The following is a 24569-nucleotide window of genomic DNA, read 5'->3' on the forward strand; positions in this document are numbered from 1 at the left end:
GTGTGTATTCTCCAACTAGAAACTAAACGGAGTAGTAGTTCTATGGCCTACAGCGAGTTTAGTTTAGCTAAAGCAAAACAAGAGTTTAGTTTAATTACATTAGAAAAACGTGATATTTTCGCCGAAGCTCCTGAATTAGCTGCGAGTAATTTACTTGTAGAAACACTCAATTATAACCTAGCGATCGCTTTAGGTAGCAATAGTGAAAAAGCGCGTTCTGAGTTAATTATTGCGCCAATTTTAGTTGACTTACGCCGACAATTAAGCGAGCAAATTGGTTTATTTTCCGGGGTAGATTTTACTGTCGATAATAGCAAAGGATTAAACGGCACTTGCGATTTTATTATTACTAAATCTCCAGAAATTCTAATTTTGACAGCACCAGTAATTACAATTGTAGAAGCTAAAAAAGAGAATATTAATGCGGGTTTGGGTCAGTGTGCAGCAGAAATGGTAGCAGCCCAAATTTTTAATGAGCAAGCTGCAAGTGAGATTAAAACAATTTATGGCGCAGTCACAACGGGCAGCATTTGGCAATTCCTCAAACTAGAAGAACAAACATTGAGCATTGATTTAAGCGAATATTATCTCAAAGATGTGAATAAAATTCTTGGTATTTTAGCCAGTGGTATTTCTCAAGAAAATTAACAAAATGTTAAACAGCTTAATATCGAATTCGCGGATCTACATAAGCATTTAAAATATCAATTAAAATGCTGGCACTCACAACGATCGCACCAAAAAAGACTAGCACTCCCTGGACTGTGGGATAATCGCGATCAGCGATCGCTTGATACAGTCGATTAGCTAACCCAGGCCAAGAAAATGTTACCTCTGTCAAAATCGCTCCACCTAACAGAGAAGCAAAGGTTAATCCCAAGACTGTAATTACTGGAATTAGCGCATTTTTTAAAGCGTGAGAGGCTAAAATCTTATTTTCACCAATACCTCTGGCTCTAGCGGCTTCTACATAATCTGCTTGCAAGGTTTGCTTTAAATTCACTCTTACAATTCGCTCAAAAATCCCACTGAGCAAAATTCCTAATGTGAGACTCGGTAGCGCAAGATGGTGCAAAGATGTGAAAAACTGAGTGAAATTTCCACCGAGTAAGCTATCAATTGTATACAATCCAGTCACAGTAATGGGAGCCGGAAGATTGGGCGGAAAACGGTTGGAATTGGGAAACCAACCTAGTTGGACTGAGAAAATCAACTGTAAAAGCATTCCCGCCCAAAACATGGGGAGTGCGTAAGTGATGATACCAAATAAGCGCCCACCAACATCAAAATATGTACCAGGACGAGAAGCTGAAAGAGTCCCAACCGCAATTCCAACGATGAGTGCAACCGCCATACTACATACTGCTAACTCGACCGTCGCTGGAAAATATTGTCCAATTATGTCCCAAACATTTTGTCCTCGACTCATTAAAGACGTTCCCAGATCAAAACGTAGTATACTTCCCAAATAATTGAGGTACTGTAGCCACAGAGGAAGGTTTAAACCGAGTTGTTTTCGCAATTCTTCTTTAGCAGCTTCTGGCGCACGTCCACCGAGAATTGCATCGGCTGGATCTCCTGGTGTTGCTCTTAGTAAGAGAAATACAATGGTGATAATCGTTAATAGCTGAAGTGGCGCGAGAAGCAACCGAGAAACAATGTAATATTGTAAAGCTTTAGAACGAGACATAAGCAATTCAAAATTATAAATGCAGCTTTTGGAACTATCTTAGCTATTAACTAGATATATATTGAACATGAAATATTTTACTTAAAAGTCAAAAGTCAATAGTCAACAGTTATTACTAATGACTAATGACTAATGACTACTTTTTAATTGTCTGGTAAACCAGAATTTGGGTAGGGTTAAGTTGTACGCTGTTCACGCCATTTCGGGCAAATACATAGTCTTTACTTTGCCATAAAGGAACATAAGGTACATCAGTCGCTACTTGCGTTTGAATTTCTGCAAAAATCTTCTGACGCGCTTCGGGATTTAGTTCTTTGCGTTGCTGATCAATTAGTTTATTCATGGCTTCGCTATAGTAGAACGAACCCTGAGTTTGACTGGCTCCATCTTCGCATCCTTTAGCAACTGAACCTTTATCACAAGTCAAAAACGGCTGGACGTAATTATCTGGATCTAAAAAGTCTGGATACCAATCAAGTAAAGCTCCTGGATATAAACCTTTGGAAATATCTTTAAAGAAGGCTGGCCCTTCCGCTTGGGTGACTTCAAATTGAAGGATTCCATCCATTTTGGCATCAACAAGAGATTTGAGCGTCTGTGCTGCCAAATTCCGAGTAGGTGAACTAGAAGGATACCAAATTTGTACTTTTGCCGGATTCTCTTTAGAAAAACCAGCAGTAGTTAATAATTTTTTAGCTTGATCAAAGTTAGCATCGCCATATTTATCTTTAAATAATGGCTGGGAAACATTAAATGTCGTCGGAATCATGCTATAGAGCGGATCTGCTTGACCAAGTAACGCCCGTTCATTTAACAGGGGACGGTCAATTATTGACGCGATCGCTTGTCTTACTTCTAATTTATCTAAAGGCTGCTGATTCCGGTTTAATACCAGATAACTTACTACACTACCCTCAGCTGCGATCGCTTGCCAATCCCCTTTTTTACCACCTTCTTCCAAGCTACGATTTTGATCTGGCTGTAACGATAGATAAGCTACATCAATTGCGCCTGTACGGAAAGCATTAAACAAATTAACCGGACTAGTTTGAATTTGGAGGTTAACACCCTTGTTAACTGGTTTTTCTCCCCAATACTTATCAAACACATCAAATCGGATTGAATCAGTACCATACTGTCCTAATTTGTAAGGGCCAGTTCCCACAAAAATATTCGGCTTAAATTTACCAGCACCAAGTTCGTAAGCTTTTGGCGAAACTGCACACACCCCAGGAAACGCCAGCAATGAAGGAAACGCTGCAAAGGGCTTTTTCAGCTTAAAGGTTAACTCATACTCGCCTGTAGTTTTTACCGAATCTACTACATCACCTAGTAAGAATGAGGGTTTTCCTTTATTTTGAATAAAGCGGTTGATGGTAAATGCCATTGCTTGGGCATTGAAGGGAGTCCCATCGTGAAAAACTACTCCCTGACGTAAGGGAATGGTATAAGTTAAGGCATCTTGGCTAACTTTAGGTAATGCTGTAGCTAGCTGGGGCTTAATTTCCGTGCTTCCTGGTTCGTAGGTGTAGAGGCGATCGCTCATATTAAACACCAAACCTAAGGATGCTAACTCATAAGCATCAGCCGGATCAAGGGTTCTCGGCTTTGCTGTTGTACCTATGGTAATACGGCCATCACCTGTAGGGCTATTTACAGAACCCGATGGTGGCGTAGTTACCTGTGGACGAGGAGCGCAACTAACAACTAAAAATAAACATAGACAGAACAAAGATAGGAATTGTGTAATCCGACCCCACCGTTTAACGGACAAGGAAAACCAGGTCATAGCAATAAAATATTTGATCTCAGCGGTCAGCAATCTTACTATATTTGTGGCTATTGTGCTTGATTTTTACAATTAGTTACAGCAATACCTGTTGCTAAGTATGCGAATATATAGCAGTCCTAAATCATTTGTGAAAGCTTCTCTTTCTTTTCTTGGCGCCTTTTCTACGAGACGCTGCGCGTTGGCGAAGCCTCTCGCAGAGAAGGCGGTTCGTTAATTTTTACAACTCCGCTACGATTGCTATAGTTAAGTTTATTACTGTGCGATGTCTACGACGGGCTACGCCTACGTACTATTTGTTACAAAAAATTATTAACAAAAAAATAAACTTTAGCATTCGTTAAATAATGAAAGATTTTTATTTAATTAAGATTTTAAACATTTCCTACATTTGTCGTAAATTTATAATTACTAGTGAATAGATTTGTTAAGCTTTGACCATAAGTCAAGTAGTGTACATTAAAGCTTTGCCTGTTGCTACTTGGGTACAGACAACTGTGGAGTTGTTTTTCGTAGAGAACGGCTACATGGTTTTACTTAGAAAATAAGAGTGTTTATACATTAGCGAAGAAAGCGATCGCGATATTGTAAACAGCAGATTGAAAGTCTAATAGTGAGACTAAGAGCGTGAAATATTTCTTTCTATCTGAGGGATGGGCAGTTGCGAGAGTCTGGGCATCTGATGGACTCTGGCAAATAACCGCATGGCGACGCCAACCAGATATTCAGCGAATGAATATTTGTTTAGTCGAACAAAACGAATTGCTATGGCTTTATCGAGTTGAAGAAGCCGTTTTAACCGTGGAAGTGAAGCCAACAACACCAGTAATTGCCAGTCAGACCATAGGTCAAGTAGTACTCAAGCGTCTGATGAGCGCTGAACAGGTAATCGAACGCCTGGGTACGGCTGAAACGAAATGTCAACTGCAAAACATCGAATTGGTGGTTTAGTAGATAGTTGGGCATTAGGCATTGGGCATTGGGCATTGGGAAAAGACAAGGAAGAAACTTGTCCCCCTCTGCTCCCCCTGCCTCTCCTGCTCCCCACTCCCCTCATAAAGAAAAGACAAGAAAATTTAATCCCCGACAGCGATTGGTAGCGAAAAAACTTGGACATGCTACGCGATCGCATCAATTTACACGCTTGCAAACAATTCCATCAATAGTTACACTTTTTAAAACATTCTCATTTTTGCTTAGTGATGGCTACCCTACAAGGTAAACCTCCCGAAGCGAGTAAGCATTGCCAAAGCACCCACACTGTCTAACTTATAAGACTAAGCTGTGGTAAGGTTTTGGCTGTGGCAATAACAAAAAACAAGAGAGAGTTTTCTGAGTGGCGAATTTCGTTTCTCAGAATCTCAGTAAGAAAATTGCTTTGTAAACTAACTCATCGAGGAGGAGCGTAGTCGATGGGACTACCCTGGTACCGAGTACATACAGTCGTTCTGAATGATCCAGGACGGCTGATTTCTGTACACTTAATGCACACAGCCTTAGTAGCAGGCTGGGCTGGTTCGATGGCACTCTACGAACTGGCTGTTTTTGACCCTAGCGATCCGGTTCTCAATCCCATGTGGCGTCAAGGGATGTTCGTTCTACCCTTCATGTCACGTTTGGGCGTTACCCAATCTTGGGGTGGTTGGAACGTTACTGGTGGTCCAGCAACCGATCCTGGTTTCTGGTCATTTGAAGGCGTTGCTGCGGCTCACATCGGTCTTTCGGGTCTTTTGTTCCTAGCTGCCGTTTGGCACTGGGTTTATTGGGATTTGGAACTCTTTAGAGATCCCCGCACTGGTGAACCTGCCCTAGATTTGCCAAAAATGTTTGGCATTCACCTGTTCTTATCTGGTCTACTTTGTTTTGGATTTGGTGCTTTTCACCTCACCGGACTATTTGGCCCAGGCATGTGGGTTACTGACCCCTACGGTATAACTGGAGCCGCGCAAGCAGTAGCACCAGAATGGGGCCCAGATGGTTTTAACCCATATAACCCTGGTGGTATTGTGGCTCACCACATTGCTGCTGGCGTTGTTGGTATTATTGCAGGCTTATTCCACCTCACAGTTAGACCTCCCGAACGGCTTTACAAAGCTCTACGGATGGGGAACATTGAAACAGTACTTTCTAGCAGTATTGCAGCAGTTTTCTTTGCTGCTTTCGTTGTTGCAGGTACTATGTGGTATGGTAACGCCGCCACTCCCATCGAATTGTTTGGCCCAACCCGCTATCAATGGGATCAGGGATACTTCGGTCAAGAAATTCAGCAGCGCGTCCAAACAAGTGTTGCCCAAGGTGCAACCCTTGAACAAGCTTGGTCGCAGATTCCCGAAAAGCTGGCTTTCTATGATTACGTCGGTAATAGCCCCGCTAAAGGCGGTCTATTCCGTACAGGGCCGATGGTTAAGGGTGATGGCATTGCTCAGTCTTGGCAAGGTCACGCCGTATTCAAAGATTCTGAAGGACGGGAATTGACCGTGCGTCGTCTCCCTAACTTCTTTGAAACCTTCCCAGTAATTTTGACCGATGCAGATGGAATTGTCCGCGCTGACATTCCCTTCCGTCGGGCAGAATCTAAGTATAGCTTCGAGCAATCTGGTGTCACCGTCAGCTTCTATGGTGGCGATCTCAATGGTAAAACCTTTACAGAACCAGCTGATGTGAAGAAGTATGCCCGAAAAGCTCAAGGTGGTGAAATCTTTGAATTTGACCGAGAAACCTTGAACTCTGATGGTGTATTCCGCACCAGTCCTAGAGGTTGGTTTACCTTTGGACATGCAGTATTTGCTCTCTTGTTCTTCTTTGGTCACCTCTGGCATGGCTCTCGGACAATCTACCGAGACGTATTTGCTGGTGTTGATGCCGACCTTGAAGAGCAAGTTGAGTGGGGTCTATTCCAGAAAGTGGGTGACAAGTCAACCCGCCGGAAAGAAGCCCTTTAAGATACTGGGGACTGGGGACTGGGGACTGGCAAGACTTTTCCAAATCCCCAATACCCAGTACCTAATCCCTAATCCCTAATCCCTCATTAACTAGCTGGATAGGCAGTAAATCGTAATATGGAAAGCGTTGCGTACATCTTGATTTTTACTCTGTGTATAGGTACTCTCTTTTTTGCGATCGCATTTCGTGAACCCCCTCGCTTTGAGAAACCAAAAGATAAGTAGATCCTATATACCAGACCTTTAAGCGGATTTGATCTTAGTATCCGTTGCTACGATCCTTAGTAGCAACGGATATTATTGTATCTGTCCTTTTTTGGTTCTAACTACTAAGTAAATGACCAATCATTTTTAAATTGTGATATAATTTCCAATCTTGGGAGTAAATATGTGTTAATACTAGCTTTTCTGCGCTAGGATGAAAATGGATGTTAGTGTAAGCTGCCATAAAACTGTTTGCATAGTACATCGCGCTTATCTGCACAACCTTTACGGAGACTAGAACCAGGAACAAATCAGCATGGTCAATCAGAATTTAACCGCTACAGAAATTGGATTCACTCACGAAGATTTCGCTGCTCTACTTGACAAATACGATTATCATTTTAGCCCTGGTGATGTTGTACCAGGAACAGTTTTCAGTATAGAGCCGCGCGGCGCTCTGATTGACATTGGTGCTAAAACCGCAGCATATATTCCTATACAAGAAATGTCTATTAACCGGGTAGATAGCCCGGAAGAAGTATTACAGTCAAATGAAACGCGGGAATTTTTCATCCTCACCGATGAAAACGAAGATGGTCAATTAACCCTTTCCATTCGCCGTATTGAATATATGCGGGCTTGGGAGCGCGTGCGACAGCTGCAAGCAGAAGATGCCACTGTCCGTTCTGGCGTATTTGCAACCAATCGCGGTGGAGCATTGGTACGGATTGAGGGATTACGTGGCTTTATCCCCGGCTCCCATATAAGTACCCGCAAACCTAAAGAAGAATTGGTAGGCGAAGATTTACCATTGAAATTCCTAGAGGTGGATGAAGAACGTAACCGCTTAGTTCTATCTCACCGTCGGGCGCTGGTTGAACGTAAGATGAACCGCCTAGAAGTCGGCGAAGTAGTAATTGGTACAGTTCGTGGCATCAAACCCTACGGTGCTTTCATCGACATTGGCGGCGTCAGTGGTCTACTGCACATTTCTGAGATTTCCCACGAACATATTGATACACCTCATAGCGTGTTTAATGTCAATGATGAAGTAAAAGTTATGATCATTGACTTGGATGCAGAAAGGGGTCGCATTTCCCTATCTACCAAGCAGCTAGAACCCGAACCCGGCGACATGATTAAAAACCGGGATTTGGTCTACGATAAAGCAGAAGAAATGGCTGCTAAGTATCGTGAACAGCTGTTAGCCAAGCAACAAGGTGCTACTGCTACTCCTGCTGCTGAAGTTGTAGCAGAAGAAGATATTCCACCAGCAGCAGAACTTGACGAAGATATTCCACCAGCAGCAGAACTTGACGAAGTAATTCCACCAGCAGCAGAACTTGATGAAGAAATTTCAGTAGTTGCGGAAACTGAAGAAGAAATTCCAGCAGCCACGGAAACTGAAGAAGAAATTCCAGGAGCCACGGAAACTGAAGAGGGAATTCCAGCAGCTATTGAAGAATAATACATTTATAATTTTACTTATTTGTAAGTAAGAGTATTAAATAATTGTATAAAGAGGGGAAAACCCTCTTTTTTTATGTTGAGAATTGGGAGCAATTAGGAGTTAATCATAAAAATTCATAACTCTTCACTTTTAATTAAATAAATGGAATGAAATATTATGGCAACTATTAAATGTAGAAACATCACTTTTGATAATATCCAGGCAATTTTGTTTGACAAAAACGGTACTCTAGAAGATTCAGAAACGTATTTGCGATCGCTAGCACAAAGAGCAACCAGGTTGATAGACGCTCAAGTTCCCGGTATTGGGGAACCGCTATTAATGGCATTTGGCATTAATGGGAATATTCTAGACCCGGCGGGTTTGATATCAGTAGCAAGTCGCCGTGAAACAGAAGTTGCGGCTGCCGCATATATTGCCGAAACAGGTAGAGGATGGTTTGAATCCTTAAAAATAGCCCGTCAAGCTTTGGATGAAGCGGAAAAATACATTGAAAAAACTCCTTCACCCCTGTTTATGGGTAGCTTAGACTTGTTGAAATACCTACGGAAAGGGGGTTTGAAACTTGGTATTCTCTCCGCAGCAACAAGTGATGAAGTACATAACTTTGTAGAAAATCACCAATTAAATAATTATATCGAATTGGAAATGGGAGTAGATGAGGGGCCGAGTAAACCAGATCCAGTGCTATTTTTGCAAGCTTGCCAAGCTTTGGGAGTGCAACCAGACGCTACATTGATGGTGGGTGATTCCGTCGGTGATATGCAAATGGCGCGTGATGCTAAAGCCGCAGGTTGTATTGGTATCACTTGGGTGGGTAAGTCGGATAACGTCCGAGGTGCAGATGTGGTGATTAATCAACTTGATGAAATCCAGATTTTAAAAGATTAGTTTACCTTTAACGACGCCAAATAGCTGTTGAAAGGATCTTAGGTAATAGGGATATCTGGCGACAAGCACTGATGCTCGTAAGCCTTGCGTTAGTTACGTAAAGGCGTCTACTTCCCTACCGAGTTCGGCTGACGCCATGTGAGAGCAGTTGCTACAACGGGGGCAACCCGTGGAACCCATTACCTCCTCTACTTGGGGCCTCCCTAAGTACAGCAAGTAGCTACTCAGATAACCCCTATCAAGAGCGCTGTCTCACGGCTACATACCTAAGTACTTTCCCGTAATAGTTTGTTAAAATTTACTTTATCTATTCCTTTAGATAGATATAAAATGTTTCTCAGAGGACTTATTATTTTATTGAGGGTTGTTAAAGAGCAATTCTTAATGGAAAAATTCAGAAGTTAGAATTCAGGAGTCAAAATCAATTAGTGGGGAATTAAGACCCGTCTATTTGTGATTGACCATTAAATCTTCTCCTTTGGAGACAGTACGCGAGCAATTTAGTCGTCGCCTTAAACCATTTATTCATCCGCTCGTAGGGTAGCTACTCCAGTTCTACAGAATTAAATTCTAAATTGGCAATCTTAACTCCTGAATTCTTGTCTGATAAGTGAAATACGGTGATAAGTAATTAATTTCCAAGCTAGAAATTGATTGTTTTATGATGTTTCTGTCTGCCTGAACAGAGCGTATTGAACACATTTAATAATTGCTAAAAGTCCCTAAACCCCAAACAGGGTGGTAGGTAAAATTCCTTTGCGTAGAAGTATCTTAGGAATTTTAAATTGCACGTTCATTGTCTAGAAATTAAACGTTTTTGCGGAGTCGAAAAATATGAAAGTTTTAACTGGTCTGATTTCCAGCTTGACGCTACTGAGTTTAAATTTTGGCGCTTTATCTCAGGTGCAGGCTCAAACACCACAAGGATTTACTTTTCAGAGAGTTCCAGTAACTCTTTTCGGACCTGGTTGCCCAGACGGAACAGCAGTGGGAATTTTGAATGGAGATACTCTTTCAGTAACATTTTCTGAGTTTGAAGCTAAAGCTTTGTCTCCTAGGGTTGTATCAACATCCTGTAATCTGCGAATTGGTCTTAATGTACCTTCTGGATTGAATGTTCAGCCGATTAACGTCCAGTATCTTGGCTTTGCAGATGTGCCTAGCGGAGGCAGTGCTGCCCTGAACGTTAGAATACTATTTGAAGGTCAAATAGTTCCAACTAACAATAATCCAAACGCAACGTTTAACGCTGGCTTCTCAGATGTCTGGAGCAAAAATATAGGTATTACATTAGGTACAATAAATGCATGTAGGAGGCCAGTGAATTCGATTTTTGGTATCAATACAAATCTGACGGCAAGAGCTAGAAATGTAGCTGCAAATCAAGAAACCCAAATCCGAGTTGATACAATTGACACAACAATCGGCCCTGTATTATTCCAAATCAAGTTTGCTTTTAATCCTTGCTAAGTTTTTAAATGCATAATCTGCATTTAATTTTTCACAAAAGCTGATGCCTCTAAGAGGATGTTTTAAAAGTCACAGAAGATATATTTTTACAATTCTGGCTCACGTCAAGTGCGACGAAAAAAATACGATTTCAGCCATATACTGAGATTGAGATGCTTCACCGTGCTTTATCAGGAGAGGAAAATACCCTTTTAAAACATCCTCTAAAATTGCTTTACCAAACTTATCCAAAGATTTCTTACAATCTCTCTGAAGAAATCTTTGGGTCTCTGTTTGGAAAAATAATATTGGCAATAAAATGGCAATTCTTAACTTAAATGGATGAAATACGTTGACCTAAAGAATTTCAAAGCCAGAAATTGATTGTTTTATCTTATTTCTGTTTGCTTTAGCCAGAGCGTATTACAGACAATTAAGAACTGCTATAAGTCCCCAAACACCAAAGAGGCTGGTGGTTAAAATTCTTTTTTGTAGAAGGAAGAGTCTTAGGGAATTTATTAAGTCAATACGGTTCAGTTAAGGCTTGATCCTCCCTAACCCTACTTAAAAAGGAGGGAACTAAGCCCCCTTTTTAAGGCAGGGCTGATTCATTCCCCAAAGAGCTTTAAAAATCAAGGGTTCTAGCGATTAAAAATTAGTTATTTTGTTACCGACGTGCCGATGAAACCAACTATTTTACTGATATTTCAGTGCTTAAATGTTCATCTCTTCGTCACGCTTACTTACAATTTTCTTGCTAACCATCTTGACAAATCCTGTTTGAAATGGAATGAATCAGCCCTGCCCTTTTTAAGGGGGTTGGAGGGATCTTCCGAGATAAAACATCACTAACTGAACTGTATTGATTTATAAGTTGCAGCTAATTTGTTTGTACAGGAAATTAAATGTTTTCGCGGAGTCTAACAACTAACAATATGAAAATTTTAACTGGCATTATTTCCAGCTTGACCCTACTGAGTTTAAATGTTGTGGGTTTATCTCAGGTACAGGCTCAAACACAAGGATTTGAGTTTCAAAATGTTCCAGTAAGTTTTTCGGGAACTGGTTGCCCACCGGGAAAAATAGAGGGAGTTTTAAACGGAGATACTCTTTCAATAACATTTTCTGCGTTTGAAGCTAAAGCTTCACGTCCTAATGTTGTATCAAAATCCTGCAATCTGCGGATCGGTCTGAATGTACCTTCTGGATTTAACGTTCAGCCGATTAACGTCCTATATAATGGCTTTGCAGATGTGCCTACAGGAGGTAGTGCTGACCTAAACGTGAAACTACTCTTTCAAGGTAGAGAAGTTCCAACTACCGATAATCCAAACCAAAAGTTTAACGCTGGCTTCTCAGATGTTTGGAGCAAAGATGTAGGTATTGTATTAAACACAATAAATGCATGTAGTAGACCAGTGAGTTCGGTTTTTGGTATCAATTCAACTCTGACGGCAAGAGGTACAAATATACCTCCAGGCCAAGAAACCCAAATCCGAATTGATACAATCGACACAACGATCGGTGAGGTATTGTTCCAAGTCAAGTTTGATTTTAATCCTTGTTAGGTTTTAAATGCATAGTTAGTTTTGCATTTAATTTTTCCTAAAAGCTACTTCTTATAAAACTCTTTTACCAAGTATATCGAAAGATTTCTTCAATCGCTCTCAACAAATCTTTGAATCTCTGTCTTGATAAATACTTAAGTCAAGTCAAAGTAGCTGAAAATGTAACGAAATCACAGTTTGCAAAACGTCAGTCTTTGCATACATAAAATATACTCTTCTGTAATTTTGAATTTTCTCAAGGCTTATTATGAGGGCGATTCTGAATTGAAGCAGAATTCAGAAGTAAGAATTCAGGAGTCAGAAAGAATGAATTAGTGGGGGATTGAGTCCCGCTATTTTATTGTTGACCACTAAATCGAACGCGAGTGCGTCTCCAAAAGAGAAGATTTAATGGGGTCTTAAATCCATTTTTTCATCACCTGTAGACTCGCTACGGCTGCCCTATCCCCCAGTTGTATAGAATTCAATTTTGAATTATAAATCCTGACTCCTGAATTATTTTCTGATAAGTGAAATACGTTGATAAATAATTTCTGAGTCAGAAATTGATTATTTTATCTTATTTCTGTCTCTTTTAAGCAGAGCGTATTGCAGACAATTAAGAACTGCTATAAATGCTCAAACCTGGAAAAGGCTACTAGGTAAAATTTGTTTTTGTAGAAGTATTTTAGGAATTTCACATCGGGGCTAATATCCACAGGAAATTACACATTTTTGCGGAGTTATTAGATGAAAATTTTAACTGGTCTAATTTCCAGTTTGACGCTACTGAGTTTAAATTGCGTGGGCTTATCTCAGGTACAGGCTCAAACACCAACAGGATTTAAGTTTCAAAAAGTTGCTGGAACTTTTTTCGGAAATGGTTGCCCAAACGGAACAGCACAGCTAGTTTTGAATGGAGATACTGCTTCAGTAACATTTTCTCAGTTTGAAGCTTTAGCTTCACCTCCTAAAGTTGTATCAGCATCCTGCAATCTGCGATTCGGTCTTGATATACCTTCTGGATTTAACGTTCAGCCGATTAGCGTGAGATATCTTGGCTTTGCAGATGTGCCTACAGGAGGTAGTGCTGATTTGAGGGTTGAAATATCATTTCAAGGTGCAAGTGTTACAACTATCAATGATCCAAACCGAACTTTTCCGGCTGGCTTTTCAGATACTTGGAACAAAAATATAGATATTGTAGCAAACACAATAAATGCATGTAGTAGACCAGTCAGTTCGGTTTTTGGTATCAATTCAACTCTGACTGCAAGAGCTAGAGGTATACCTGCAAATCAAGAAACCCAAATCCGAATTAATACAATTGACACAACAATCAAGGATGTATTGTTTCAAATAAAGTTTGCTTTTAAGGGTTGTTAGCTTTTTTAAATGTATAGTCAGTTTTGCATTTAATTTTTTACAAAACCTGCTGTTTGTAAAGCTGCTTTACCAACTTATCTAAATATTTCTTCCAATTTCTTTGAAGAAATCTTTGGCTCTCTGTCTTGATAAATAGTTAGGTCAAGGCAAAGTAGCTGATAAATCTGACGAAATCACAATTTGCAAAAAATATGTCTTTGGATACGTAAGATATATTTGTCTAGAAGTTTTTTAGAAGTTTGACATTGCATCTAATATTCACAGGAGATTACACATTTTTGGGGAGTTATTAGATGAAAAATTTACCTATTTTGATTTCCAGTTTGACATTACTGAGTTTAAATGCTGTGGGTTTATCTCAGGTACAGGCTCAAACATCAGGGTTTACAACTCTAAATATTCCAATAAGTTTTTCGGGAAGTGGTTGCCCACCGCAGGCTACACTAGGCCCACCGCAGGGCACATTACAGGCAGTTATCAATGGAGATACCCTTTCAATTACATCTTCTTCTGCGCTTGAAGCTAAAGCTTCACGTCCTAATGTTGTATCAAAATCCTGCAATTTCCGCATCGGTCTGAATGTACCTTCTGGATTTAACGTTCAGCCGATTAGCGTCAACTATCTTGGGTTTGCAGATGTGCCTAAAGGAGGTAGTGCTGACCTTGACGTGAAAATACTCTTTAAAGGTAGAGAAGTTGCGACTACTAATAATCCAAACCAAACGTTTCGGGCTGGCTTCTCAGATGTTTGGAGCAAAGATGTAGGTCTTGTATTAAACCCAATAAATGCATGTAGGAACCCAGTGAGTTCGGTTTTTGGTATCAATTCAACTCTGACGGCAAACGCTAGAAATATACCTAAAGGTCAAGAAACCCAAATCCGAATCGATACAATCGACACAACAATCGGGCCTGTATTGTTCCAAATCAAGTTTGCTTTTAATCCTTGTTAGGTTTTTTAAATGCATAGTTAGTTTTGCATTTAATTTTTCACAAAATCTGCTCCCTGAAAAGCTGCTTTACCGACTTTTTGAAAGATTTCTTCCAATTGCTCTGAAGAAATCTTTGACTTTCTGTCTTGATAAATAGTTAGATCGAGTCAAAGTAGCTGATAAATTTAACGAAATCACAAGTTGCAAAAAATATGTCTTTGGATAGGTAAAATATATTTTTCTTTGATAGTTTGATGGTATAATATTTTTAAAACTTCTTTTTGTGAGGGCAATTCTTAATTAAAGAAGAATTCAGAAGTAAGAATTCAGGAGTCAGAATCAATGTAGTGGGGAGTTCAGTTCCGCCATTTTATTGTTGAACACTAAATCGAACGCAAGTGCGTCTCCAAAGAAGAAGATTTAGTTAGGTTCTTAAACTTACTTATTCATTCACTTGTAGACTCGCTACCTCTGCATTATCTGATTTTTAGTGCAGAATTCAATTCTGAATTCTAAGTCCTGACTCCTGAATTATTTTCTGATAAGTGAAATACACTGGTAAACAATTTCCAAGGTCAAAAATTGATTGTTTTATCATGTTTTTGTCTTTTTTAACCAAAGCGTATTTCATACATTTTAATGATTGGTAGAAATGCCCAAAACTCAAAGAGTTTGGCAAATAAACTTTTTGTGTCTAGAAGTATAGTAGGAGATGCTTTTAATCCTTGTTAGGTTTTTTTAATGCATAGTTAGTTTTGCATTTAATTTTTCCCAAAACCTGATCTTTGTAAAGCTGTACCAACTTATCAAAAGATTTCTTCCAATCGCTCTGAATAAATCTTTGACTCTGTGTCTTGAGACATAGTTATTGACAACAAACCTGAGAAGCTCTCCTTATTTGAGATGAAAGATATGAAAGTTTTAACTGCTCTTATTTCCAGTTTGACGCTACTGAGTTTAAATGTTGTGGGTTTATCTGAGGCACAGGCTCAAACACCAGCATTTCAGTTTGAAAGTGTTCCAGTAACTGTTTTCGGAAATGGCTGCCCCTCGGGAAATGCCCTAGTAAGTTTGGTAGGAAATACTCTGTCTGTAACTTTCCCTCGATTTCAGGCTACAGCTGTATCTCCTAGAGTTGTATCACAATCTTGCAATCTCAGAATTGGGCTTAATATACCTAGAGGTTACAAAGTTCAGCCCATTAACCTGAGGTATTCTGGTTTTACAAATGTGCCTCAGGGGGGTACTGCTGCTCTAAGGGTTAGACCAGTGTTTCAAGGGAAAGTAATTCCATCTAGTACTGATCTAAACGCAAACTTCCCGTCTGGCTCTTCAGGTGGATGGCTAAAAGATGTAGCTATTACAGGAGATACAGTAGACGCGTGTGCTAACCGAGTGAATTCGGTTTTCGGCATCAACACAACTTTGATAGCGCGTGCTACAAATGTAGCTGCGGGGCAGCGAACTCAAATTGGATTCAATGGAATTTATAGAATTAGGTTTAATTTGACTCCTTGCTAGTAGGAGCAGATATAGCGGTGCCATGTAGAAAGTCGAATGTTAGAGGATTAAATTAGTCCTCACAAAAAATCCGTGAAAAGCCAGCGCACCAGCCTCAGTATGATACTAGGCTGGTGCTTTTGTATATCTTTGTGCAATCTATCTCTGATTGCACTGGCTACTGTGGATTTGGCAAATATTCTGGCAACGTTTTTCTACTGCGGTCTAAAGCAGCAAGCATAAATACTTCCACACTGCCAACTAAATTGAATAAGACAGAGGGAAGGACTTTGCATCCTTTGGCTTCACATACACTCGCTGTTTGGGTTCTAACTCTAATTGGTTGAAGCGATCGCGTGTTAAATGCGCCATCACCACTTGCCCATCATCAAAAGTTAATTCTACCTGAATTTCCCAACCCAAATGTATCAAACGGCTCACTGTCGCAGCCGTAGTAGAACCGTTAGCAACCTTTTCCAAAATCACATCTTGCGGACGCAAAAACACTTGTGGGTGTGGTGCATCAAATCCGCTACTTTCAAAAATCTTGGAGTTACTGGGCAACACATTCACCGGGCCTATGAAGCTCATTACAAATGCGGTGGCAGGATTATCGTAAATTTCAGATGGTGTCCCCACCTGTTCCACACGCCCTTTATTCATCACTACAACTTCATCGGAGACTTCCATTGCTTCTTCTTGGTCGTGGGTGACGAAAACTGTAGTAACATGAACCTCATCATGGAGGCGGCGTAACCATGCCCGTAAGTCTTTGCGGACTTTAGCATCAAGTGCGCCAAAGGGTTCATCTAGCAGTAATACTTCAGGTTCTACTGCCAGTGCCCTTGCCAATGCTACCCGTTGTCTTTGACCACCAGAAAGTTGTGATGGATAGCGATCGCCTAGTCCAGTCAATTGCACCAATTCCAGTAACTGTTCTACCCGCCCCTTAATTTTCTTTGGCTGTGCCTTACGAATTTCTAAGCCAAAGGCAATATTCTGTCTGACAGTTAGATGCTTAAATAGGGCATAGTGCTGAAACACAAAGCCAATATTGCGCTGTTGCACACTTTGATATGTAGCGTCCTTACCGGTAAGCAGGATTTTGCCGCTATCTGGCATTTCTAAACCTGAAATTAACCGTAATAGCGTAGATTTACCTGATCCCGATGGGCCGAGCAACGCAACTAGCGAACCACTCTTAATTTCCAGGCTGACCTGATCAACTGCCTTGAAACTCCCGAATTGTTTGGAGACATTCTCAACTACTATGCCCACTGCTGCTGTACCTCTGCAACTAAATCTACAGATCCTTGGTAGGATTACTGTGTCTTACATATACCATACATCGTTATTTTTGAATAAACAAGATTTAGCTACCGCAACTGCCGCAATCGAGAAAGGTACAATCAGCACCACTGCAATCTACAGAACTACAATCAGCAGCACCACAATCCGGGGAACCGCAATCAGGAGTTATGCTAATGATCTTGGCACAATTGCAGCCCAAATCGGCACAACCTAAACAGTCATACCAATTCACAATTCGCAATATTTTGGCTACGCTCAGTACAAGTCCACAATCCCCAATTCGTATCGAAACATTAAGGAATATTGCATTTGTGCATAAACCTGAAGGAAAAGCGCCAAATCACTAGAAAGACCGTGGTAGTATGCTCTCGGTAAATGTGAAGATTGGGAGAAAGACCTTTGACACTACGGGTTGCTGTTATTGGGTCAGGCCCTGCTGGTTCATCTGCCGCAGAAACACTGGCAGCCTCTGGGATTGAAACCTACCTGTTTGAGCGGAAGCTAGACAATGCGAAGCCTTGTGGGGGTGCAATTCCTCTATGTATGGTGAGTGAATTTGACTTACCACCAGAGATTATCGATCGCCGGGTACGGAAGATGAAAATGATTTCGCCTTCCAATCGGGAGGTTGATATCAATCTGATAAATGAAGATGAATATATAGGAATGTGCCGCCGGGAAGTGCTGGATGGCTTTTTGCGCGATCGCGCGGCAAAACTCGGCGCAAATTTAATTAATGCCACTGTTCATAAACTTGATATACCAGGAAACAATACTGATCCCTATACCATTCATTACATTGACCATACAGATGGGATATCACAGGGTATTGCCAAAACTCTGAAGGTGGATTTAATTATTGGGGCGGATGGGGCTAATTCTCGCGTTGCTAAAGAAATGGACGCTGGGGATTACAATTATGCGATCGCTTTCCAAGAGCGAATTCGCTTACCCGAAGACAAAATGGCCTACTACAACGACCTCGCCGAAATGTATGTCGGTGATGACGTTTCTACCGATTTTTACGCTTGGGTTTTCCCCAAACATGACCACGTAGCGGTTGGTACTGGCACAATGCATGTCAATAAAGCCAGCATCAAACAGTTACAAGCTGGTATCCGCGCCCGTGCTTCCGAGAAATTGGCAGGCGGTAAAATCATCAAAGTAGAAGCCCACCCCATTCCCGAACATCCCCGTCCCCGTCGTGTTGTCGGTCGCATCGCTTTAGTGGGAGATGCTGCTGGTTACGTTACCAAGTCTTCTGGCGAAGGTATTTATTTTGCGGCTAAATCTGGGCGGATGTGTGCCGAAACCATTGTAGAAGCATCTAATAGTGGTAGCCGTATTCCTACAGAACGCGACCTTAAGGTTTACCTGAAGCGTTGGGATAAAAGATACGGACTCACTTACAAGGTGCTGGACATTCTGCAAACCGTGTTCTATCGTTCCAACGCCACCCGCGAAGCGTTTGTGGAAATGTGTGATGACCTTGATGTACAACGGCTAACATTCGATAGCTATCTGTATAAGACGGTTGTCCCAGCTAATCCCATCACCCAACTGAAAATTACTGCCAAAACCATTGGTAGTCTAATTCGGGGTAATGCCCTTGCACCTTAACTGAGTGCAAAGGATTGGGAATTCCAACAAATAAATTACCTAATTTTGTGGGGTGGACATCCTGCACGCTCATCAATCAGAGCTGGCAAGAGGTTCACCCCACAACATATATTTATGTCATAGCTTTTTGTCATAGCTTTTTTATTTGGAAATCGATGCTTCTACAAATTGTGTGTACACGCAATTGAAAACTGCTAAATTTAGCCTTTCTCAGGTGCATCGAACATTTTTGATTTAGTGCAATTTCTGATAAAACAGATGTTGAACTGAATCTGCTGGGGCAAAATAGAAAACATGACGATTGAATCCAATTCCTCTAATTTACCAACCCCAGAACCAATCCCAGAAAACGACTTGCAACCAGATGACTTTGACGGGAGTGCAAGTGAGAAGAACCTAAGCTCAGAAGCACTAGCAACACAACAAGCCCTAGCGGCGATCGCATCTTTGCAATCTCCGCAACATACAACTGCTCTCAAACTTGCCCGTTCTGACTTCAAGCAACCCACTACCAACCAATTCATAGTTAAGCCGAGGGCATTGCTGCTCATCCTCCTAGCGATCGCCATCACCTTTATTGGAGTTATCCTCAATAACTGGATCGTCGGCATTATCGGAACGCTGATAACTTTGCTGTTATCCCTAGCGATATTATTGCCTTGGTTGCAAAAAGCCTTAAATGAGTGGTTTTCAGCCCAAGAACGCACCCTGTTTGTTGCCATTTTGGGACTAATAGTAGCCATCATCGGCTTGATCAAGTTTACAGGTGTGGGCGATCGCTTGCTAGTTTGGGGACGCCAGATTAACTGGGACATTGCTGGAACCTTAGCAGAATGGTTTGGCGCTTTGGGGCAAATTCTGATTGCCGTCATCGCCGTTTACGTGGCGTGGCGACAATATGTTATTTCCAAAGACTTGACAATTCAGCAAAACCTGCTAACAGTTCAGCAAAACATCATTACCCAGCAACAGACAATTGATTCCTATTTCCAAGGCGTTTCAGACTTAGTATTAGATCAAGAAGGATTATTAGAAGATTGGCCCCAAGAAAGAGCGATCGCCGAAGGACGCACTGCGGCTATTTTGAGTAGTGTAGATGGCAGTGGTAAAGCGAAAATTCTCCGCTTTCTCTCACGTTCCAAGTTGCTCTCACCCCTAAAACGCGATCGGCTATTAGGTCGAGCCATTCTCGACGGGAGTGGCGGATATGCAGAAGATCGCCTGGAAGGTGTGCGTGTCATCGATTTAGGCGTAACGCTAGCCGCAGCAGACCTTTCTGCTACTGATTTACGTTGGACTGATCTGAGCGAAGCTAATCTTGTCCGCGCTAACCTGAGCGATTGTGATTTAGTAAAAGCCAACCTCTCCCGCACAATTTTATATAGTGCTAATCTCAGTGGTGCCGACATTAACGGGATTCGCCTATTCTACGGTGTAGTGGATAAAGCATCACCCCGCAGTCGCACTCAACCACCAAATTATCAAACCGGCGAACACACTGGCGCTGTGGTGGAAAATGCCGATTTCAGCAATGTGCAGCGCATGTCTGAGTCTACACGTAACTACTGTTGCACTTGGGGTGGTGAAAAAACTAGAGGTACTATTCCTGGTGGTTGTGAAGGTATTCCCAATAAGTTGGGAAGATAATTATAAAACTAGATAAAAAATTAGTTAGCCGCATTAAAAATCTGCTGTGCAGTTAAATTTAATTGGGGAAAGGTAGGTGATGAAATCGCGGTGTTACCTTGAAACGCTGTCATTTGATATTCACCATCAACTAATTCGCACACAAAAATAGTGGGTTGTTTGGGATTGCCGATGAACTTTCTTGCACCCAATGCAGCATAATCAGTAATCCAATATTCGGGAATTCCCATTTCTTCATAATCTCTAAGTTTATTGTAGTAATCATCTCGCCAGTTTGTTGAAACAACTTCGATGACTATTGGAACCGATGCTGCTTGGCTTACTGTTGACTGTTTTTGAAAAAGCGGTTCATTGTCGAGATTATCAAGATTTAGCAGCAACACATCAGGCGAATAAGCAGATTCGGCAGAAGGAGTTTGGATCAATGCAGTTTTGGGAATTCCGTAGGGTAAATTGAGACGATCAAACTCCACAGTTAATTTCCGCGACAAAAATGCAATAACTTTTTCATGCGAACCAGTTGGGGGTGGCATTTCAACAATTACTCCTTTGTGCAACTCATAGCGTTTTCCATCGTTGGGATACCATTCGATAAATTCATTAAAGGTTAGTAATTTTGGCAACGCTTGGGTCATAATCTTACCTCCATATATGTTTTACTTTATCATGCAATAAATGTTGATTAGGATTCAATACCTTTGCCAAAATAAGAGCCTAGAAAAATTTTGGCAAAACTGGCAAAATTACCCATACATAAGCGTTTCGCTTAAAAGGTAGCTTGTCATCTCAAACCCTTATACTGCGGTCAATACGTTAAAAAAAACCTTGTGGGAAACCTTAAAGGAATTTTTAGAACTTATTGTTTTTGCCAAACCTCAGAGAATAGCGAGTTAATAGTGAAAGCGTCATCAACTCACCCTCGTAAATTGGCGAAGGTATTGGGATTACAAATAATGTATGGCATACCGAGGAGGATAACCTTTGAGCAGTTTTATGTTCATTAAACTGCCGCCACAAGTAATCATGCCAAATACTACATCTTGTGACTGCCAAGCAGCCAGCATATATGCCAGAATTTAGTCAAGTCATGCTTGTACCGAATAAGCAACCTGTTTAGACTCAATAACTGTTACTCAGAATCTTTGATTTAAAAATAAGCAGTAAATTCATCCTTTGATGATAGTTTGTCTGGTGTTTCAATCTCGATATATTTCTCTAATTTGAGGTGATAAAGAGGTAAATAAAACTTGTTAGTCAATAGTTAGTAGCGATAAAACAATCGTGTTAACTGTATTTTCCAATAAAGGGGGTTAGTTTCGTAAATTTAGGTAGTCTGCGTCTATTTGATCCAATAAATGCTAATATCTCACGACAAAAATCAAGGTATCATTTTAAATTAATGAAAAAGATAATTTTTTTAATCTTAAATTACGCTAACTCCTACAAAGAAATTAACTATACTAATAATTTCCAATAGTTCTGGAAAATACAATGTATTTGCTGATTAATTTCTACTCTTTTTGGATATATTTTCAAAAATTGAATGACATTAAACAAAATCTAAAAATTATCTATCTCAGGATATAGTTTAGATTTAGATTATTATCTATCTAAAAGTATAAGAGCAGAAATTGTAACGAAAATTTTTGTTTCTCTACCCAGAGTTGTGAGCGCGATCGCTCAAAAGAAAGATGAAATCTCCTTAACCCCTATGTCAAAGTTATATAAAGTAATAATTATGAACCCTTTGCCGAGGAGAACACGGATGGTAACTACTTTAGATGATACGAAACGCAATGCTATTGCTATAAAATTGGCAAGTATAAAAGCACTTCAACAGTTGCTTATTGAAAATGAGCAATCGCTTTTGACGCAAGGGCTTGATGCTGAGATTAGCGATCGCATCCGCGATTTCCTCAAGGATGACGAAAAAAATCTTGGCATTATAGAAACTGTAATTGGTCAGTATGGGATTCAGGCTGAACCCAAAAAAAATGTTACAGAATTCATTGAAAAAGCTCGTGAATTGTTCAAAGGTTCTGAGTTAAGCCTGTATGAAAAAGTATCTCAGCATGAATTGCTGAAACACCAAGTAGTAATGAGTGGCTTGATTGTTCATAAGGCGGCTCAAAAAGTTGGTGCTGATGTTTTATTAGCGATCGGGCCCTTGAATACTGTTAATTTTGAGAACCGCGCTCACCAAGAACAACTCAAAGGTATTCTGGAAATTCTGGGTGTTCGCGAATTAACTGGACAAGATGCAGATCAAGGAATTTGGGCGCGTGTTCAAGACGCTATGGCTGCGGTAAGTGGTGTAGTAGGTAGTGCTGTTACCCAAACCACTGATAAAAGCGATCTGAACATCCAAGATGTTATCCGTCTGGATCACAACAAGGTAAATACCCTATTTACCGAACTCCTGCAAAGCGACAATCCCCAGAAGATCCAAGAATACTTTGGTCAAATTTACAAGGATCTAACTGCTCACGCTGAAGCTGAAGAGGAAGTAGTCTACCCAAGAGTACGTCCTTTCTATGGTCAAGATAACACCCAAGAATTGTTTGACGAGCAAGCTGAGATGAAGCGGGTGTTAGATCAAATTAAAGCTATCAGCCCTTCTTCACCTGAATTCAAAGATCAAATTAGAAAGCTTATGGAAGCTGTTGGCGACCATATTCGTCAAGAAGAAGGCACAATGTTTGCTGCTATTCGTAACAATTTGAGCAGCGATCAAAGTGAGCAACTGGCTAGTGAATTTAAAGCCGCTAAGACCAGAATTCAAGAGAAATTAGGCGTTGTTAGCGAATCCAATGTATAGAATGCTTTGGAGCTTTCTATATCCCCTAAAAAAGGTTAGTTAAACAAAAACTCCCAGTGCTGATGTGCTGGGAGTTTTTGTTTAAAAATTTTGCTGACAGTTTTGCTGACAGTATTTATAAGCGGTGTATGCCATAGTTACAACGCCAGTGATAATGGCAGATTCATCAACTTCAAACTGGGGATGGTGTAAGGGGTGGTTAATAATTCTTTCTTTATAGCCGACACCTAAGCGAAACATGGAACCAGGGACGTGTTCCAAATACATAGAAAAATCTTCAGCACCAAGGGAAGGTTCAGGTAAGACTTGGACGCGATCGCTACTCCAAGCTTCTTCTGCGGCTGATTGTAACAATTGCGTTAGGGTATAATCATTTTGGACACTGGGTACACCCTGGCGATAATTGACTTGATATTTTGCCCCATAGGTATGGCAAACATTAGATACAATATTTTCAATCCAGTTCGGCAGCTGGGCACGAGTTTCGGGATGGAGCGATCGCACGGTTCCCAATAACTGCACTTTATCAGCAATTATATTCGGCGCTCTGCCACCATTAATCTTACCTATGCTCAATACTACAGGACGCAAGGGATTCTGCGTCCGGCTGATGGCTTGTTGCATTGCAGTAATTACTTGGCAAGCAATCCAAATCGCATCAATCGCCTCATGGGGACGCGCCCCGTGCCCAGATTCTCCCATAATCAGAATCTCTAAATCATCAGCTGCGGCTGTTAATGCCCCGTAACGCACGCCAATAGATCCTGCGGGTATAGAAGGGAAAACATGAACCCCTAATACAGCTGAGACATTTTCCATCGCCCCATCTTTCACCATCCAGCTTGCCCCTTGAGCAATTTCCTCAGCTGGCTGAAATAAAAATCGCACTTTCCCACCCAACTCTTCAGCGATTTGGGACAATATCATTGCCGTTCCTAAACCTACGGTGGTATGGACATCGTGACCGCAGGCGTGCATAATACCATCTGCACGAGAGGCATATTCTAAATTAGTGCCCTCTTGAATTGGCAAGGCATCCATATCGGTGCGAATTGCCAATAAATGGTCATTTTCGCTAGTGCCTTGCAGTTCTCCAATAACCCCCGTTTTGCCAACTCCTTCTTGTACGTGCAGACCACTGGAAGATAAAACACCAGCCACAAAAGCTGCTGTTTGGTACTCGTGGCCGCTGAGTTCTGGGTGAGAGTGGATGTGGCGGCGAATTTCAATTAAGCGAGGCGCTAGTTTTGCTGCTAAGTCTTTAATACGGGTAAGCATCAATTTAATTAATCTATAGGCTTTTTTTCCATGATAAAGAACTGTTAACAAACAAAATGCTTTTGCTATACAAGGATGAGTCAAGAAAAAAGCC

20 protein-coding genes are annotated in these 24569 nt (G+C 40.9%); 15 read left to right on the forward strand and 5 right to left on the reverse strand.

The genetic code is table 11. The annotated features are described in order from the left end of the window. Positions 1-42 precede the first annotated feature (42 nt). Positions 43-648, forward strand: a complete 606-nt coding sequence (locus VE944_RS23110; RefSeq protein ID WP_324982564.1) for a hypothetical protein — start codon at positions 43-45, stop codon at positions 646-648. A 16-nt stretch (positions 649-664) separates the two neighbouring features. On the opposite strand, the gene VE944_RS23115 is transcribed toward VE944_RS23110, so the two are convergent. After that, positions 665-1690, reverse strand: coding sequence for an ABC transporter permease (locus VE944_RS23115; RefSeq protein ID WP_324982467.1), 1026 nt, complete (start codon positions 1688-1690; stop codon positions 665-667). Between the two features lie 136 nt (positions 1691-1826). Continuing rightward, positions 1827-3479 carry an ABC transporter substrate-binding protein gene (locus VE944_RS23120; RefSeq protein ID WP_324982470.1) on the reverse strand — a complete coding sequence of 551 codons (1653 nt, stop codon included), beginning with the start codon at positions 3477-3479 and terminating at the stop codon, positions 1827-1829. A 627-nt stretch (positions 3480-4106) separates the two neighbouring features. Here VE944_RS23120 and VE944_RS23125 point away from each other — a divergent pair. The 10 genes from VE944_RS23125 to VE944_RS23170 all read left to right on the forward strand — a co-directional run bounded on the left by VE944_RS23125 (position 4107) and on the right by VE944_RS23170 (position 15822). Next, the gene (locus tag VE944_RS23125) at positions 4107-4430 is read left to right on the forward strand and encodes a hypothetical protein (RefSeq protein WP_324982472.1); all 324 of its coding nucleotides are present in this window, start codon (positions 4107-4109) and stop codon (positions 4428-4430) included. 461 nt (positions 4431-4891) lie between these two features. Next, positions 4892-6421: a photosystem II chlorophyll-binding protein CP47 gene (gene psbB / locus VE944_RS23130; RefSeq protein WP_324982475.1), complete on the forward strand. Its 1530-nt coding sequence runs from the start codon at positions 4892-4894 to the stop codon at positions 6419-6421. 117 nt (positions 6422-6538) lie between these two features. Further along, on the forward strand, positions 6539-6646 hold the full coding sequence (locus tag VE944_RS23135) for a photosystem II reaction center protein T (protein ID WP_084227385.1): 108 nt from the start codon (positions 6539-6541) through the stop codon (positions 6644-6646). A gap of 295 nt (positions 6647-6941) precedes the next feature. Beyond that, positions 6942-8093, forward strand: a complete 1152-nt coding sequence (locus VE944_RS23140) for a S1 RNA-binding domain-containing protein (RefSeq protein ID WP_324982481.1) — start codon at positions 6942-6944, stop codon at positions 8091-8093. 159 nt (positions 8094-8252) lie between these two features. Beyond that, complete coding sequence (locus VE944_RS23145) at positions 8253-8987, forward strand: HAD family hydrolase (RefSeq protein WP_324982484.1); 735 nt, start codon at positions 8253-8255, stop codon at positions 8985-8987. An 834-nt stretch (positions 8988-9821) separates the two neighbouring features. Then, positions 9822-10457, forward strand: a complete 636-nt coding sequence (locus tag VE944_RS23150; protein WP_324982487.1) for a DUF4360 domain-containing protein — start codon at positions 9822-9824, stop codon at positions 10455-10457. A 914-nt stretch (positions 10458-11371) separates the two neighbouring features. Beyond that, the gene (locus tag VE944_RS23155) at positions 11372-12004 is read left to right on the forward strand and encodes a DUF4360 domain-containing protein (RefSeq protein WP_324982490.1); all 633 of its coding nucleotides are present in this window, start codon (positions 11372-11374) and stop codon (positions 12002-12004) included. Positions 12005-12733: 729 nt separating this feature from the next. Then, positions 12734-13369 (forward strand): DUF4360 domain-containing protein, encoded by a 636-nt coding sequence (locus VE944_RS23160; RefSeq protein ID WP_324982493.1) that lies wholly within the window; start codon positions 12734-12736, stop codon positions 13367-13369. Between the two features lie 293 nt (positions 13370-13662). After that, complete coding sequence (locus VE944_RS23165) at positions 13663-14322, forward strand: DUF4360 domain-containing protein (protein ID WP_324982496.1); 660 nt, start codon at positions 13663-13665, stop codon at positions 14320-14322. Positions 14323-15213: 891 nt separating this feature from the next. Continuing rightward, positions 15214-15822, forward strand: coding sequence for a DUF4360 domain-containing protein (locus VE944_RS23170; protein WP_324982499.1), 609 nt, complete (start codon positions 15214-15216; stop codon positions 15820-15822). Between the two features lie 240 nt (positions 15823-16062). On the opposite strand, the gene VE944_RS23175 is transcribed toward VE944_RS23170, so the two are convergent. Continuing rightward, positions 16063-17079, reverse strand: coding sequence for a sulfate/molybdate ABC transporter ATP-binding protein (locus VE944_RS23175; RefSeq protein ID WP_324982502.1), 1017 nt, complete (start codon positions 17077-17079; stop codon positions 16063-16065). A 49-nt stretch (positions 17080-17128) separates the two neighbouring features. Between VE944_RS23175 and VE944_RS23180 the strand changes: the two genes are divergently transcribed. The 3 genes from VE944_RS23180 (at position 17129) to VE944_RS23190 (ending at position 20379) form a co-directional block, all read left to right on the forward strand. Further along, positions 17129-17326, forward strand: a complete 198-nt coding sequence (locus VE944_RS23180) for a hypothetical protein (protein ID WP_324982505.1) — start codon at positions 17129-17131, stop codon at positions 17324-17326. Positions 17327-17511: 185 nt separating this feature from the next. After that, positions 17512-18732 carry a geranylgeranyl reductase gene (gene chlP / locus VE944_RS23185; RefSeq protein WP_324982507.1) on the forward strand — a complete coding sequence of 407 codons (1221 nt, stop codon included), beginning with the start codon at positions 17512-17514 and terminating at the stop codon, positions 18730-18732. 294 nt (positions 18733-19026) lie between these two features. Beyond that, positions 19027-20379, forward strand: a complete 1353-nt coding sequence (locus VE944_RS23190; RefSeq protein ID WP_324982510.1) for a pentapeptide repeat-containing protein — start codon at positions 19027-19029, stop codon at positions 20377-20379. A gap of 20 nt (positions 20380-20399) precedes the next feature. Here the strand turns inward: VE944_RS23190 and VE944_RS23195 are convergent, their stop codons facing one another. Beyond that, entirely contained in the window at positions 20400-21014 is a 615-nt protein-coding gene (locus VE944_RS23195) for a Uma2 family endonuclease (RefSeq protein ID WP_324982512.1), read from the reverse strand. A 1130-nt stretch (positions 21015-22144) separates the two neighbouring features. On the opposite strand from VE944_RS23195, the gene VE944_RS23200 reads away from it, so the two are divergent. After that, complete coding sequence (locus VE944_RS23200) at positions 22145-23197, forward strand: hemerythrin domain-containing protein (protein ID WP_324982515.1); 1053 nt, start codon at positions 22145-22147, stop codon at positions 23195-23197. Positions 23198-23278: 81 nt separating this feature from the next. On the opposite strand, the gene VE944_RS23205 is transcribed toward VE944_RS23200, so the two are convergent. After that, positions 23279-24475: a M20 family metallopeptidase gene (locus VE944_RS23205; RefSeq protein ID WP_324982518.1), complete on the reverse strand. Its 1197-nt coding sequence runs from the start codon at positions 24473-24475 to the stop codon at positions 23279-23281. Between the last annotated feature and the right edge of the window lie 94 nt (positions 24476-24569).

This window comes from Nostoc sp. (assembly GCF_035638895.1).
Lineage (GTDB): Bacteria > Cyanobacteriota > Cyanobacteriia > Cyanobacteriales > Nostocaceae > Nostoc.

What these genes read in the sequence shown, in the direction of transcription:
- VE944_RS23110 (WP_324982564.1), top strand. Translation starts at nt 43, where the DNA reads ATGGCCTACAGCGAGTTTAGTTTAGCTAAAGCAAAACAAGAGTTTAGT.
- VE944_RS23135 (WP_084227385.1), top strand. Translation starts at nt 6,539, where the DNA reads ATGGAAAGCGTTGCGTACATCTTGATTTTTACTCTGTGTATAGGTACT.
- VE944_RS23155 (WP_324982490.1), top strand. Translation starts at nt 11,372, where the DNA reads ATGAAAATTTTAACTGGCATTATTTCCAGCTTGACCCTACTGAGTTTA.
- VE944_RS23205 (WP_324982518.1), bottom strand. Translation starts at nt 24,475, where the DNA reads ATGCTTACCCGTATTAAAGACTTAGCAGCAAAACTAGCGCCTCGCTTA.
- VE944_RS23115 (WP_324982467.1), bottom strand. Translation starts at nt 1,690, where the DNA reads ATGTCTCGTTCTAAAGCTTTACAATATTACATTGTTTCTCGGTTGCTT.
- VE944_RS23165 (WP_324982496.1), top strand. Translation starts at nt 13,663, where the DNA reads ATGAAAAATTTACCTATTTTGATTTCCAGTTTGACATTACTGAGTTTA.
- VE944_RS23150 (WP_324982487.1), top strand. Translation starts at nt 9,822, where the DNA reads ATGAAAGTTTTAACTGGTCTGATTTCCAGCTTGACGCTACTGAGTTTA.
- VE944_RS23170 (WP_324982499.1), top strand. Translation starts at nt 15,214, where the DNA reads ATGAAAGTTTTAACTGCTCTTATTTCCAGTTTGACGCTACTGAGTTTA.
- VE944_RS23160 (WP_324982493.1), top strand. Translation starts at nt 12,734, where the DNA reads ATGAAAATTTTAACTGGTCTAATTTCCAGTTTGACGCTACTGAGTTTA.
- VE944_RS23190 (WP_324982510.1), top strand. Translation starts at nt 19,027, where the DNA reads ATGACGATTGAATCCAATTCCTCTAATTTACCAACCCCAGAACCAATC.
- VE944_RS23140 (WP_324982481.1), top strand. Translation starts at nt 6,942, where the DNA reads ATGGTCAATCAGAATTTAACCGCTACAGAAATTGGATTCACTCACGAA.
- psbB (WP_324982475.1), top strand. Translation starts at nt 4,892, where the DNA reads ATGGGACTACCCTGGTACCGAGTACATACAGTCGTTCTGAATGATCCA.
- VE944_RS23120 (WP_324982470.1), bottom strand. Translation starts at nt 3,479, where the DNA reads ATGACCTGGTTTTCCTTGTCCGTTAAACGGTGGGGTCGGATTACACAA.
- VE944_RS23200 (WP_324982515.1), top strand. Translation starts at nt 22,145, where the DNA reads ATGGTAACTACTTTAGATGATACGAAACGCAATGCTATTGCTATAAAA.
- VE944_RS23145 (WP_324982484.1), top strand. Translation starts at nt 8,253, where the DNA reads ATGGCAACTATTAAATGTAGAAACATCACTTTTGATAATATCCAGGCA.
- VE944_RS23195 (WP_324982512.1), bottom strand. Translation starts at nt 21,014, where the DNA reads ATGACCCAAGCGTTGCCAAAATTACTAACCTTTAATGAATTTATCGAA.